At 66.5% G+C, this 13,953-nt stretch carries 12 protein-coding genes and 1 pseudogene; 7 read left to right on the top strand and 6 right to left on the bottom strand.

What is annotated here, in order from left to right; translation table 11 throughout:
* Positions 1-40: 40 nt before the first annotated feature.
* On the bottom strand, positions 41-832 hold the full coding sequence (locus tag G6N41_RS24895; RefSeq protein WP_198968011.1) for an electron transfer flavoprotein subunit beta/FixA family protein: 792 nt from the start codon (positions 830-832) through the stop codon (positions 41-43).
* 272 nt (positions 833-1,104) lie between these two features.
* On the opposite strand from G6N41_RS24895, the gene G6N41_RS24900 reads away from it, so the two are divergent.
* Genes G6N41_RS24900 through G6N41_RS24910 form a run of 3 tightly spaced genes read left to right on the top strand, consistent with a single transcriptional unit; the run spans position 1,105 to position 4,812 of the window.
* Complete coding sequence (locus G6N41_RS24900; RefSeq protein ID WP_020728153.1) at positions 1,105-1,923, top strand: class I SAM-dependent methyltransferase; 819 nt, start codon at positions 1,105-1,107, stop codon at positions 1,921-1,923.
* On the top strand, positions 1,920-3,515 hold the full coding sequence (locus G6N41_RS24905; protein ID WP_407663684.1) for a 1,4-alpha-glucan branching protein domain-containing protein: 1,596 nt from the start codon (positions 1,920-1,922) through the stop codon (positions 3,513-3,515). The genes G6N41_RS24900 and G6N41_RS24905 overlap by 4 nt, the downstream gene beginning before the upstream one ends.
* 52 nt (positions 3,516-3,567) lie before the next feature.
* Positions 3,568-4,812 carry a glycosyltransferase family 4 protein gene (locus tag G6N41_RS24910; RefSeq protein WP_198965970.1) on the top strand — a complete coding sequence of 415 codons (1,245 nt, stop codon included), beginning with the start codon at positions 3,568-3,570 and terminating at the stop codon, positions 4,810-4,812.
* Here the strand turns inward: G6N41_RS24910 and G6N41_RS24915 are convergent.
* Positions 4,809-5,786: an SDR family NAD(P)-dependent oxidoreductase gene (locus tag G6N41_RS24915; RefSeq protein WP_198965971.1), complete on the bottom strand. Its 978-nt coding sequence runs from the start codon at positions 5,784-5,786 to the stop codon at positions 4,809-4,811. The two genes, G6N41_RS24910 and G6N41_RS24915, sit on opposite strands and share 4 nt — an antisense overlap.
* 66 nt (positions 5,787-5,852) lie before the next feature.
* Between G6N41_RS24915 and G6N41_RS24920 the strand changes: the two genes are divergently transcribed.
* A complete protein-coding gene (locus G6N41_RS24920; RefSeq protein WP_198965972.1) occupies positions 5,853-7,208 on the top strand; it encodes a TIGR01777 family oxidoreductase in 1,356 nt (451 codons plus the stop codon).
* 4 nt (positions 7,209-7,212) lie between these two features.
* Here G6N41_RS24920 and G6N41_RS24925 read toward each other — a convergent pair whose 3' ends face one another.
* Both G6N41_RS24925 and G6N41_RS24930 read right to left on the bottom strand, forming a co-directional pair.
* A complete protein-coding gene (locus tag G6N41_RS24925) occupies positions 7,213-7,866 on the bottom strand; it encodes an Rv1815 family serine proteinase (protein WP_231608700.1) in 654 nt (217 codons plus the stop codon).
* A gap of 230 nt (positions 7,867-8,096) precedes the next feature.
* Complete coding sequence (locus G6N41_RS24930) at positions 8,097-8,738, bottom strand: SOUL family heme-binding protein (RefSeq protein WP_198965974.1); 642 nt, start codon at positions 8,736-8,738, stop codon at positions 8,097-8,099.
* Between the two features lie 173 nt (positions 8,739-8,911).
* Here G6N41_RS24930 and G6N41_RS24935 point away from each other — a divergent pair, with 173 nt between their 5' ends.
* Complete coding sequence (locus G6N41_RS24935) at positions 8,912-9,319, top strand: hypothetical protein (protein WP_011739992.1); 408 nt, start codon at positions 8,912-8,914, stop codon at positions 9,317-9,319.
* A 2-nt stretch (positions 9,320-9,321) separates the two neighbouring features.
* Here G6N41_RS24935 and G6N41_RS24940 read toward each other — a convergent pair whose 3' ends face one another.
* Positions 9,322-9,825, bottom strand: coding sequence for a MarR family winged helix-turn-helix transcriptional regulator (locus G6N41_RS24940; RefSeq protein ID WP_198965975.1), 504 nt, complete (start codon positions 9,823-9,825; stop codon positions 9,322-9,324).
* Between the two features lie 110 nt (positions 9,826-9,935).
* Positions 9,936-11,103: pseudogene (gene ampC / locus G6N41_RS24945) on the bottom strand (class C beta-lactamase).
* A 253-nt stretch (positions 11,104-11,356) separates the two neighbouring features.
* Here ampC and G6N41_RS24950 point away from each other — a divergent pair.
* Both G6N41_RS24950 and G6N41_RS24955 read left to right on the top strand, forming a co-directional pair.
* Positions 11,357-13,471 (top strand): MMPL family transporter, encoded by a 2,115-nt coding sequence (locus G6N41_RS24950; protein ID WP_198965976.1) that lies wholly within the window; start codon positions 11,357-11,359, stop codon positions 13,469-13,471.
* The gene (locus tag G6N41_RS24955) at positions 13,468-13,947 is read left to right on the top strand and encodes a TspO/MBR family protein (protein ID WP_036455324.1); all 480 of its coding nucleotides are present in this window, start codon (positions 13,468-13,470) and stop codon (positions 13,945-13,947) included. Before G6N41_RS24950 ends, G6N41_RS24955 begins: the two co-directional genes overlap by 4 nt.
* The last annotated feature ends 6 nt before the right edge of the window (positions 13,948-13,953 follow it).

Consider the following 13,953-nt stretch of genomic DNA (forward strand, 5'->3'; position numbering starts at 1 on the left):
ATCGCTCTTTCGTCATTGGGCCTGAAATGCAGGGCACTCGCTAGATGATTTTCTGCGCAACCAGGTACTGCACGATCTGGTTGCCGCCTTCACCTTCGTCGGTGACCTTTTCACCGGCAGTCTTGGCAGGCTTCGGGGTCGACGACAGCACCGTCGACCCGGCGTTGGCCAGGCCCACCTCGTCGGCTTCAACCCCGATCTCGGCGAGGGTCAGCACGGTGACTTCCTTCTTCTTGGCGGCCATGATGCCCTTGAAGGACGGGAAGCGCGGCTCGTTGATCTTCTCGTTGACGCTGACCACAGCCGGAAGAGAGGCTTCCAGGGTGAACAGGCCCTCGTCGCTCTCACGCTCGCCGGTGACCTTGCCACCCTCGACCGACAGTTTGCGCACGTGGGTGAGCTGCGGCAGGCCCAGGTACTCGGCGATGATGGCCGGCACCGCGCCGCCCACGCCATCGGTGGACTCGTTGCCCGCGATCACCAGCTCGGTGCCCTCGATGGCGCCCAGCGCACGTGCCAGCGCCCACCCGGTCTGGATGACGTCCGAGCCGTGCATGCCGTCGTCCTTGAGGTGGACGGCCTTGTCCGCGCCCATGGACAGGGCCTTGCGGATCGCCTCGGTGGCGCGCTCGGGACCCGCGGTCAGCACGGTCACCGAACCCTCGCCGCCTTCGCGCTCGCGGATCTGCAGCGCTTCTTCCACCGCTCGTTCGGTGATCTCGTCCAGGACCGCATCGGCGGCCTCGCGGTCTAGCGTCCAGTCGCCCTCGGTCAGCTTGCGCTCCGACCAGGTGTCTGGGACCTGCTTGATCAGGACCACAATGTTTGTCATGGGTGTGGCTCGTCCTCCTCGAAGGAGTCCCGCAGCCGTCGACTGCAGGACTTCGGTCACGCGGTTCGCAACCGCACGGCATGTTACTAGGCGGTAACTTCTCGCGGTCTGCCCTCACACCTTAGCGGGTGGCAGTTGCTCAATTGCCCGCTCACCCCCCATAACCCGCGGCTATCCCACCCCGCCAGACCCCCGCGTCGGGGGCTCGAGCATTCCGGGCATTTCTGGCTACGGTTCGCGAATCGGGCGCTAGGCACTAGCCTGCGTTAGCAATGAGCTCATTCGTCCCCGACGTTCCCGACCAGATCCCGACCGCCAGTGCGCCGCCGGTCGATGCGGTGTTGATGCTGACGGGCGAACGCACCATCCCCGATCTGGACATCGAGAACTACTGGTTCCGTCGCCACGAGGTCGTATACGAACGCTTGGCGCCTCGTTGCGCGGGGCGCGACGTGCTGGAAGCGGGCTGCGGCGAAGGCTACGGCGCCGACATGATCGCCGGTGTCGCGCGCCGCGTTGTGGCCGTGGACTACGACGAGGCCGCTGTGGCGCATGTCCGCCACCGCTACCCCCGGGTCGAGGTGATGCAGGCAAACCTGGCGGACTTGCCGCTTCCCGACGCATCGATGGACGTGGTGGTCAACTTCCAGGTCATTGAGCACCTATGGGACCAGGGGCAATTCGTCCGCGAATGCGCGCGGGTGCTGCGCCCGTCGGGCGTATTGATGGTATCCACGCCGAACCGGATCACCTTCTCCCCCGGCCGCGACACCCCGATCAACCCCTTCCACACCCGCGAACTCAACGCCGCCGAACTCACCGAATTGCTGCTAGAAGCGGGTTTTGCCGAGGTGACGATGTACGGGTTGTTTCACGCGCCGCAGCTGCGTGCGATAGATGAGCGCCATGGCGGCTCGATCATCGACGCCCAGATCGCCCGCGCGGTCGCCGAACAACCGTGGTCACCCGAACTGGCCGCCGATGTCGCGGCGGTGACCACCGCGGACTTCGACATCATCGTGGCGGGGCTGGAACCCGCCCACGAAATTGACGACAGCCTGGATCTGATTGCGATCGCGGTGCGGCATTGACCAATTGGGACAACACCAATTCGCCAGACCGGGTGCCCGGGTTGTTCACCCTGGTGCTGCACACCCATCTGCCCTGGCTTGCCCACCACGGCCGATGGCCGGTCGGCGAGGAGTGGCTCTACCAGTCCTGGTCGGCCGCCTACCTGCCGTTGTTCCGCGTGCTGCGCACCCTCGACGACGAGGGGCGCCGCGGGCTCATCACGCTGGGGATGACTCCGGTAGTCAACGCCCAACTCGATGACCCCTATTGCCTGGACGGGATGCACCACTGGTTGGCCAATTGGCGGCTGCGCGCGGCCGAGGCCACCAGCGTCCGGTCTGCGCCCGCATCGAAGTCGGCCAAACACCTCTCCTGCACACCGGAGGCCCTACGCGACTTCGGAACCCGCGAGTGCGCCGAGGCCGATCAGGCGCTTGACGACTTCGCCACCGCCTGGCGCCATGGCGCAAGCCCGCTGCTGCGCGCCCTGATCGACGCCGGCACCGTCGAGTTGCTCGGCGGCCCACTGGCCCACCCGTTCCAACCACTGCTGAATCCGCGGCTGCGGGAATTCGCGCTGCGCGAAGGTTTGGCCGATGCACGGCTGCGGATGGCACACAGCCCATCGGGGATCTGGGCACCCGAATGCGCATACGCCCCCGGCATGGAGCACGACTACGCGGCCGCCGCGGTCAGCCATTTCATGGTGGACGGCCCATCCCTGCACGGCGACACCGCACTGGGCCGACCGGTCGGCGACACCGACGTGGTCGCGTTCGGGCGTGATCTGCAGGTCAGCTACCGGGTGTGGTCACCGAAATCCGGCTACCCCGGGCATGCCGCATACCGCGATTTCCACACCTACGATCACCTGACCGGCCTCAAACCGGCCCGCGTCACCGGCCGCAATGTGGCATCGGAGGCCAAAGCCCCCTACGACCCGCAGCGCGCCGACCGCGCGATCGACGTCCACGTAGCCGACTTCGTCGAGGTGGTGCGCGGCCGGCTGATTGCCGAGTCACAGCGCATCGGCCGGCCCGCGCACGTGGTCGCCGCGTTCGACACCGAGTTGTTCGGCCATTGGTGGTACGAGGGGCCGACCTGGTTGCAGCGGGTGCTACGCGCCCTGCCTGCCGCTGGCGTGGGGGTGGGGACGCTGCACGATGCCATGGTCAACGGATTCGTGGGCGCTCCGGTCGAATTGCCCCCCAGCTCTTGGGGTTCCGGCAAGGACTGGCAAGTCTGGAACGGCCCCAAGGTGTCCGATCTGGTCCAGCTCAACTCCGAGGTGGTCGACACCGCGCTGACCACCGTCGACAAGGCGCTGGCCCAGACCGCGTCCCTGGATGGCCCGATCCCCCGCGATCACGTCGCCGATCAGATCCTGCGTGAGACGCTGCTGACCGTCTCGAGCGACTGGCCGTTCATGGTGAGCAAGGACTCCGCCGCCGACTATGCGCGCTATCGCGCGCACTTGCATGCGCACGCCACCCGAGAGATCGCCGGGGCGCTGGCGTCGGGCCGGCGCGACAACGCCCAGCGACTGGCCCAAGGCTGGAACCGCGCCGATGGCCTGTTCGGGGCTCTGGACGCACGAAGGCTGCCCAAGTGAGCGCGCCGCTGGGGCCGGCATTTTGTGCAGGTTCGTGGAGGGGGCCACGTTCATGAAGATCCTGATGGTGTCGTGGGAGTACCCACCGGTGGTGATCGGCGGGCTCGGCCGCCATGTCCACCACCTCGCCACCGCATTGGTCGCGGACGGCCACGAAGTCGTGGTGCTGTCCCGCCGGCCCTCGGGCACCGACCCCAGCACCCACCCATCGTCTGATCTGATCAGCGAGGGAGTCCGGGTGATCGCGGCCGCGCAGGATCCGCACGAATTCAGCTTCGTTAGCGACATGATGGCTTGGACCCTGGCCATGGGTCACGCCATGGTCCGGGCCGGTCTTACCCTCAGCGGTCCCGGCGCGGAGCAACCCTGGCAACCCGACATCGTGCACGCGCACGACTGGCTGGTGGCACATCCGGCGATTGCGCTCGCCGACTACTACCACGTGCCAATGGTTTCCACGATTCATGCGACCGAAGCCGGGCGGCATTCCGGTTGGGTTTCGGGAGATCTGAGTCGTCAGGTGCACGCGGTCGAATCCTGGCTGGTGCGTGAATCCGATTCGCTGATCACATGTTCGGGATCGATGAGCGACGAGATCACCGAGCTGTTCGGCCCAGGGCTGGCCGAAACGGCGGTGATTCGCAACGGTATCGACGCGGCGCGCTGGCCTTTTGCGGTCCGTAAACCACGCACCGGGCCACCGGAACTGCTCTACGTCGGCCGGCTGGAGTACGAGAAGGGTGTGCACAATGCCATTGCCGCACTGCCGCGGATCAGGCGCGCGCACCCAGGCACCACACTTACCATCGCCGGCGAAGGCACCCAACAGGATTGGCTGGTCGAGCAGGCACGCAAACACCGGGTGCTCAAGGCCACCAAGTTCCTGGGCCACCTCGAGCACGCCGAACTGCTGACCCTGCTTCATCGGGCCGACGCCGCGGTGTTCCCCAGCCACTACGAGCCGTTCGGACTGGTCGCGCTGGAGGCCGCCGCGGCCGGAACACCGTTGGTGACGTCGAATATCGGCGGGTTGGGCGAAGCGGTGATCGACGGGGTCACCGGGGTATCCTGCCCACCCCGCGACGTGGCGGCGCTGGCCGCCGCGGTGTGCGGTGTGCTCGATGATCCGGCCGCCGCGCAGCAACGTGCCCGGGCCGCGCGGGAACGGCTCAACTCCGACTTCGATTGGCAGACCGTGGCCGAGCAGACCGCGCAGGTGTACCTGGCGGCCAAGCGCGGAGAACGGCAGCCGCTGCCCCGGTTGCCGATCGTCGAGCACGCGCTGCCTGATCGCTAGTCGATGCCGATCGCGTCCGCGCAGTACCGCCACAGCCGTTGGCGGTCATCGTCGCTGTATCGGGTCCACGGCAGGTAGTGCTCCCGGCGAGTCCGACGGTCATGCCAGAAGGTGCCGCTCAGCGGTGCTGGTCTGGTGGCCGCCAACCACACCGCGGTGTCGGCGCCCTGCTCGGCGGTGCGCAGTAGCGGCCCGGTGACCGCGCGAAAACCCGGCAGTGATGTGGCCACCCCCGGAGTGTCGGCCCAGCCGGGATGCATGGAGTAGACGCGGATGCGCTCGCCGCCCCAGCGCCGGGCAAGCAGCGGTGTGAATGCCACCTGCATGCGCTTGGTGCGGGCGTATGCGACGGCCCCGCGGTAGCCACCGGCACGGTATTCGGGATCCCCGATCGGCAGCGATTGGGTGTACATGCCGCCCGAAGACATCAGGATCACTCTCGGGTCGTCGGACTCGGCAAGCATCGGAACCAGCAGTTCGGTCAGCAGTATCGGCCCCAAGACGTGGGTGGCCAGCGTGATCTCATGGCCCTCGTCGGTCTCGGCGCGGGCCGCGGGCAGCAACCCGGCATTGTGGACCAGCACGTCCAGCCGGGACACCCGGGTGCGCAGGTCTGCCGCGAAGGCCCGAACGGCACTGAGGCTGGAGACATCGCAGACCTCCACCCGCACGTCGGCGCCGGAGGCCGCGGCGATCTCGTCGCGTGCGCGCTGCCCACTGTCGCGATCGCGCACGGTCAACACAACGGTGGCTCCCAGCTCGGCCAACCCGGCGGCAATGGCCTTACCCAGGCCGCGATTTGCGCCGGTGACCATCGCGGTGCGGCCCCGCAGGGCTGCCGGTGAGGGATCGTCGGACCAGCCCGAATGGCGAAGCTGATAGCCGACACGGGTGTATCCCCCAACGATGGTGCGATCGAGTGCCCGATCCAGGGTGGTATCCAGCAAAGAACGGATGCCATCGACAACGCTCATGCTGATCACTATCCGCTATCGGGCACGCCGTCGCCGCGCGGCCGCCCGCGGCGGTAACGTGCAACGATGGGTGTGGTGTATTCCAGCGTGGTCGACGCGCCACGCGATGAGGTATTCGAGTGGCACAGCAGGCCTGGAGCATTCAGCCGACTGTCACCGCCCTGGCAACCCATGCGGTTGGTGACCGAGGCCCGATCACTCGAAGATGGTCGCGCGACGCTGGCGCTTCCCGGCGGCCTGCGCTGGTTGGCCCAGCACCAGCCCGATTCCTACGATCCCCCAAGGCGTTTCGTCGACACCATCGCAAGCGACGGGCTGGCTTCGCTGCCGGCCCGAATCGCGGTGCGGTGGCGGCACACTCACGACTTCGAGGACGCCGGCGCGGGCCGGACCCGGGTGATCGACCGGGTCGACACCCCGATACCGCCATCGGCATTGCGGCCGATGTTCGTATACCGCCACCAACAGCTTGCCGATGATCTGGCCGCGCACAAACTGGCCGCCGCTGCTGGCCTGGGTTCCACAACGATTGCGGTCACGGGGTCCTCCGGGCTGGTCGGTTCGGCGCTGACCGCCTTTTTGAGCACTGGCGGGCACCGGGTCGTGCGCTTGGTTCGGGGCACCCCACGCGGCGCCGACGAGCGGCACTGGGACCCGCACGATCCTGACCCCGAGTTACTGACGGGGATCGACGCGGTGATTCATCTGGCCGGCGCCTCAATCGCCGGGCGGTTCACCTCAGCGCATCGAAAAGCTATACGCGAGAGCCGAATTGGTCCGAAGCGTCGGCTTGCCGAGTTACTGGGCCGCGGCGCTGACGGGCCTCGCGTGCTGATCTCGGCCTCGGCTGTCGGGTATTACGGTTACGACCGTGCCGACGAGATGCTGACCGAGGAAAGCGGTCGCGGTGAGGGGTTTCTCGCCGATGTCGTCGCCGAGTGGGAAGCGGCGACCGGCCCCGCCCGACAAGACGGCGTGCGAGTGGTGCTGGTACGCACCGGCATCGTGCAGTCTCCCCGCGGCGGCACCCTGCAGTTGCTGCGCCCCCTGTTCAGCGCCGGGCTGGGCGGCCGCCTTGGCGACGGTCGTCAGTGGCTGTCCTGGATCGGGATCGACGACCTGGTCGACATCTATCACCGCGCCTTGTGGGACACCGCGCTATCGGGTCCGGTGAACGCTGTTGCACCACAACCGGTGCGTAACGCCGAGTACACGCGCACCCTGGCTCAGGTCTTGCACCGACCCGCGGTGTTGCCGGTCCCGGCACTGGGACCGCGGCTATTGCTGGGCGATCAGGGCGCCCGCGAACTCGCGTGTGCCAGTCAGCGCGTCCTGCCGGCGCGGCTGGCGCTGGCTGAGCACCGGTTCCGCCAGCCCGACCTCGACACGGCCCTGCGCCACTTGCTGGGGCGTCATCGGTGATCAGCTAGCTGCCGATCGTGCACCCCTGCGGGGGTGGCTGCGTGGAGTCCACCGAGCGTGAATCGAGGTAGACCTGCCGCATGACCGCCGGCCAGGACTGGGCTTCGGATGTCGAGCCGCGCACACCGTCGAGCAAGCCGGCGATCAAGGCGTGGTTGTCGTCGTCCAGCACGTATACGGGTGCACCAATCTCGTGCTGATCCGAGTCCATGCCGGCAATGACGAAGGGGCTCTCGGTGACGGTGTCGACGCGGCCGCAGCTTTGCCTCGCCGCGGTGGCCTCACACACCCGTGCACCGGGCTGGACCCGAAACCCTGGTTTCGACTGCAATCGAAGTCCGGTAGGCAGCAGGTCGGTAGCGGCCACTTCGGGGGCCAAGGTGATGACTTCATAGTCGACACCGGCAGCCGCACCGTCGACCGCCACTTCATTGACCGTCGCCTGGCCGGCCAGCGTCACGGCACCGACCGCATTGCCGTAGCGGTCGGTCACCATCGGATCGCCATCGCATCGACCGGCACTGAAGGCTATCCGCATCTGCGGTTCCACGAATCCAATCACGCACACCACCGAGCCCTGATGAATTTCCAATCCGGGATATGCCGTCACTCCGACGGCGGCCCGCCCCAGTGCCGGCGTCTCAACGCTCACCAGCACGAAAACGACCGCGAACGCTGCGCGACACCATCGGTGATACATGATTTCCAACCGGTCACGGCAATCCAGCCGCGACCAACCCCACTTCTATTGGCAACGACATTATCCGGCGGAAACCGGTTACCCATTCTTGGCGTGGTCAAACACTACTGCTCAATCGCAGCTCGGTCGATCACCACAGTGCAAAAGCCACGCTCGATGCAGAAGTTATGACTCTACCGAAGGCCTGGTCAGCGCCTGGTCACCGGAACGGCGATCTCGTTGCGACGAAGGCACGAAATTGTCCACGGCGGATCGTAGAACCATGCCACCGGCGAACCAACCGGTTGCAGATCGGTGCCGTCGAGCAAGCCGAGTAGCTCCGTGGTGCGTTCCGCCACCGCGCCCGGGCCGCGATCACCGCTGAAGCGCAGCACCGCGTAGGTATCCGCCGGCACCGCTACCAGGGCGACGGCGTCGTCGTTCGGCACCGGCAGGGTATCCAGGGTCCACTTGGCCGGCATGAAAAACCGTATCGTCCACATGCCGCCGTCGCCGGCTTGCTGCGCCACCGGCGCTGTCATCGCGATGGGTTCGCCCGCGCCGGTCTGATCGCGGTGTTGGCTCACGGGAGCCGTCATCGCCAGTTTCGACTTGGCGTGGTTGGCGCCGAAAATATAGCCGGCCAGGACGCGGAATCCGCGATTTCGGGCGCCTTCATCGGTGTCGTCGACCACGGTTTCGGCCGCAACGCGCGGACCATAACGACGGACCTCTAGGCCCTTGCCGAGTTGTTCGACGGTGTGGGCCGGTTCTTCGGTAACCCGCACCCCAACGACGAGACCGACCGCCTCCAGGAGTTGGGCCAAACGCGGCACAATGCATCCCAGCATCTGGGGATCTACCTTTCGTGTGTCTGTCGACGCTACGCCCCGGCAAGTCGAGCCCGCCGGCCCGTCAATTGTGGAACAGCCACCGACCCAACCACCACGTCGAAACCATGCGGTGCGACCAGTAGCCTTGAGGGGACACAGGCAGGTGGGGCGCCAACGATCGGAGCCATGCAATGACGCCGCAAGACCGGGGCGAGTACTTTCCCTACCGCTACGACGCCCGCCTGGCCCCCATGTGGCTCCCGTTCCGGTGGCCGGGCCGCCAAGGCGTCACGCTGACCGACGACGGCCGTTTCGTGGCCCGCTATGGGCCCTTTCATGCCGAAGCGCCACTGTCGAGCGTGACCGACTCCCACGTCACCGGGCCATACCGATGGTGGACCGCGGTAGGCCCGCGACTGTCGATGGTCGACGACGGCCTTACCTTTGGCACCAATGCGCAGGCCGGGGCGTGTGTCCACTTCGAGCCGCGGATCCACCGGGTGTTGGGTTTGCGGGATCACTCGGCACTGACCGTGACCGTCGCCGATCCCGCGGGCCTTGTGGCCGCCCTGAAGAAGATCGGCCAGAGCGCGCCCTAGCGCTACGGCGAGCTCAGATCGGTCCGAAACAGGCGAATCGCGGCGATAAGGGCGGTAAAGACTCGATGCGCCGCCACCAGATCCGGGTCGGGAACGCCGTCCAGCGCGGCATGGGTGTGCATTCCCAGCGGAGTGAAGAAAGACCGGGCGGTCGCCAGGCCGGGTTCGGAATACCGCAGGACGACCTTGCGACGGTCGTCGGGGTGATTATCGCGGCGAATGTGGCCGGATTCGATGAGCCGACCCACCAAATAGGTAATCGCGGCGGCCGATAGACCCATCCGCTCCCCGAGTTGACCCGAGGTCAGCGGCCGACCGCCGGTTTCGGCGACCATGATGTGTAGCAGCGCCCGAAAATCGTTGGGGCGCACGCTGTGTGACACCGCAAACAAGTGGCCGATCTGATCGGATTCGGTCGATAACTCCCGCAGATCGGCCGAAATCGCCGACTCGAGCCCCTGGCGGCTGCAGGCCTGTTCATCCGCATCCATGGCAATGTGCAGCATATCCGCATCGGCAATTAATTTCAGTTCATTAATCTTTAATTAGTTGAAGTAGCTGACGGAGGCTGGCGCCGGTTCGCGAAGTCCGGTGCGGGCTCGACCGTTGATCCGGTTTATCGCGACTCGGCCGCGAGTTTTTCGAGCACCGCATGGGCCGCCGTGATGCGCGCGGCGTTGGGGAAGTTCTTGTTCGCCAGCATCACAATGCCGATCCGTTTGTCGGGCACGAACGCGGCATAGGCGCCGAACCCGTCGGTGGAACCGGTCTTGTTGAACAGCCACGGGCCGGACGGGGGTGCCCCGGTGACCGGGGTAACCGGGTTTGGCTGCATGGCGATGGTGTTGGAGTTGCCGGCCAGCAGCTGATCGAGGGTGACCGGGTAGGAATACTGCTGCCAGCCAAGCCCCTGGACCATGTCAGTGACATTGAAGTATCCGAGGTGCGTTGCTTCCACGGCACGGCGCATCGACACCGGTAGGCCCTCGGGTGAGATGTTGGCCTCGACAAAGCGCAGCATGTCAGGTGCAGATGCCTTGACGCCGTGGGCTTCGGCAGCAAAAACCCCCGGGTTCACCCGAACCGGTTCGTTGCTGGCGTTGTACCCCCACGCGTAGTCGTCCATCTGGGCTTGCGGCACCCGGATGAAGCTGTGGGACAGCCCCAGCTTGGGAAAGACCCGGGTTTGGACCAGATCGGCGAAATCGCTGTTCATCGCCAGCGCGGTGAGGTGGCCCAGCAGCCCGATGCTCGGGTTGGAGTAGCGCCGCTGTTGGCCCGGGGCGTCATCGGGTGTCCATTGCTGAAAGTAGGCCTGCATCTGGGCGTCGTCGGTGATCTCGGGCGGAAATTGCAGGGGCAGTCCGCCGGCGGTGTAGGTACCCAAGTTCAGCAGGGTGACCTTGTCGATGGCACTGCCCGCGAGCTGCGGCATGTACGCGGAGGGGTGCCCCGCCAGCGATATTCTGCCGAGTTCCTGCGCGTAGCAGGCCAGCGTTGCGGTGAACGTCTTGCTCACCGAACCGATCTCGAAGATGGTGTCCGCCGTCACGGGGGCACCGCTTTGCTTGGCGGCAACTCCATAGTTGAAGTAGCGCTGTTGGCCGTTGACCGTCACCGCTACGGCCATACCGGGTATGTCGTACTGGACCAGCAGCGCCCGATGCGCTGTCCACGGCCGCGGACAGCGCATCGGGCGCCCCTACCGCCGGGGTGGCGACCAGCGCGCACAGCGAGGCGATGGCCAGGATTAGCGGTGTGGCCGCCCTGGTGATGATGCCCAACGGAGTCCCTTCGCCGGCCCGAATCCCCTTAACAGGCATGACTGCCCGCTAAGCCGACGACACTACTGGCCAAACCCGGCGGTCAGCACCGGCTCCTCGAGCGGCGCTACCCGGCGCCGACCCGCATGCGATCAGACGATCTGCATGAATTACGCTATTCCCCATAGCTTTTGGCATTTGGTGCGGCACCAGCGGAGCACACCGGGTGCACCCTTTATTGAAAATTACTTAAATAACTGAAATACTTGCGCACGTGGTTTGGGACAGACTTGCGGCGGCACTAGCGGCCAAGAGGTCGTGGCTGATCTCGGTGGGTGTCGTCGCACTGGCCACGGTGTTCATGGTGTTGGTAGGCGGAAACTCCACGGCCGGGCAAGCACCGCAGTCGGTACCCGCCGACGCGGAGTCGGCGAAAGTCGAATCCGAGCTGGGCCGCTTCCCCGGCGGCGACCGGGCCCCACTGATTCTGGTCGTCACCCGCTCGAACGGGACCACGCTGGACGCCGCCGATCGCCGCGCGGCACAACAGGCGGCACAGCGCATGCAGGCCGCGGCACACCCCGGCGCGAACCCGCGACCGGCAGCACCGTTGATCTCGGCCGACACAAAAGCGGCAATCTCGGTGGTGCCCATCAGCGCGAACCTGTCGGGCCTGGCCCTCAACGACGCTGTCAAGGCGTTGCGCGAGGCGGCGCACCAGGGACTGCCGGCGGACCTGGACGCCCATGTCACCGGAGGACCGGCCTTCGGCGCCGACATCGCCAATGCATTCACCAACGCCAACATCACCCTGCTGGCGGTGACGGCATCGGTGGTAGCGCTGCTGCTCATCCTCACCTACCGCTCGCCGGTGCTATGGCTGCTGCCATTGCTGGTGATCGCCTTCGCCGATCGGGTCGCGACCACAGTCGGGACCGCGGTCGCCGCCCTCACCGGGCTGAACTTCGACGGATCCACCTCGGGGATCACCAGTGTGCTGGTCTTCGGCGCCGGGACCAACTACGCGCTGCTGCTGATTTCTCGATACCGGCAGGAACTTCCGGTTCACCGCGATCACCGCGACGCGCTGGCCCGGGCGGTGCGCATGGCCGGACCGGCGATCGCCGCCAGCAATGCCACCGTGGTGCTGGCGCTGCTCACGCTGGTCTTCGCGGCAGCCCCCAGCACCCGCAGCCTGGGCGCCCTGGCGGCGTGCGGGCTGGTCGTCGCGGCGGTATCGGTGCTAGTGGTGCTGCCACCGCTGCTGGCGCTGTGTGGGCGAAGACTGTTCTGGCCCTTCATTCCCCGCGCCGAGGACACCACGGCGCTCGATTCCGGCTTTTGGCATGCGGCCGCCCAACGGGTGGCTCGCCGACCCGCTCCGGTCGCCCTGGTCACCGTCGCCCTGTTGATCGGGTTGGCTACCGGGCTACTCGGCACCCGCATCGGGCTGTCTCAGACCGAGCAGTTCCGGGTCAAAGCTGATTCGGTTTCCGGCTACGACATCGTGGCCCAGCACTTCCCCGCCGGCCTGGTTAACCCCACACTGGTGGTAGCCCCCTCGGCGCAGGCGACGCAAGTGCGGCAAGCCATTAGCGCAACACCGGGCGTGGTCTCGGTTACCGAGTCTGGCCGCTCCGGCAAGTTCGGGGCCGGACTGACCAAGTGGTCGGTGGTGATCGACGCCCCACCATCCTCCGAACGGGCGTTCACAACGATTGCAGCGCTTCGACATTCGGCCAGCCAAGCGTCCCCCTCCGCGTTGGTCGGCGGGCCGGATGCGCAGGCACTTGACGTACGCGACGCGGCCGAACACGACCGTGCCCTGCTGATTCCGGCCATCATTGCCGTCATCTTGGTGGTGCTCTACGCGCTGCTGCGCTCCGCGTTGGCTCCGCTGATCCTGCTGGCCGCCACCATTCTCGGCGCGCTGGCCGCGTTGGGACTCGGCGGCTGGGCCAGCATCCACGTATTCGGCTTTCCCGCCCTGGACAACAGCACCCCACTGTTCGCGTTCCTGTTCCTGGCCGCCCTCGGGGTGGACTACACGATATTCCTGGTCACCCGAGCCCGTGAGGAGTCGGCACGAAATGGCGCGCGCGCCGGGATGGTCCGGGCGGTGTCCGCCACCGGCGGGGTCATCACCAGCGCGGGAATCTTTCTGGCCGCCGTCTTCTGCGTGCTCGCTGTGCTGCCCCTGATCGTGCTGACCCAGTTGGGCATCATCGTCGGCCTGGGAATTCTGTTGGACACCTTCGTCGTACGTACCCTGGTAATTCCGGCGCTGTTCACCTTGATCGGCGATCGCATCTGGTGGCCCCGTGATCCCAAAACCACTGCTCACCAACCTGATTTAGCGTATTCGCACGCGGACGGAGGATCAGAATGAACAAATCGACACTGGCCGGCACCGCACTTGCGGTGACCGCGGCGGCCGGCAGCGGAAGCATTGCCAGCCCGCCACGAACCTCAGACTGGTACGCGCGACTGCGCAAACCGTCCTACCAGCCACCTTCGGTCGCCTTCCCCATGGTGTGGACCGCGCTCTACGGCGATATCGCCGCCAGTTCGGCAGTGGCCATCGACCGGTTGAACGCAACTGGCCAGCGCGACAAGGCACGCCGCTACATCGGCGCGTTGAGCATCAACTTGGTACTCAACGCCGGGTGGAGTTGGCTGTTCTTCCGGTTCCACCGGCTGGGAGCGTCAGCGCTCGGTGCCGCGGTCCTGGCGACCAGCAGCGCCGACCTGGTGCGGCGAACCGCCGACGCCGATCGGCGCGCCGGGCTGGCGATGCTCCCCTACGCCGTGTGGTGCGCGTTCGCCACCGTGCTGGCCACCCACGTCTGGCGACTCAACCGCTGAACCACC

The organism is Mycobacterium shottsii (assembly GCF_010728525.1).
GTDB lineage: Bacteria > Actinomycetota > Actinomycetes > Mycobacteriales > Mycobacteriaceae > Mycobacterium > Mycobacterium marinum.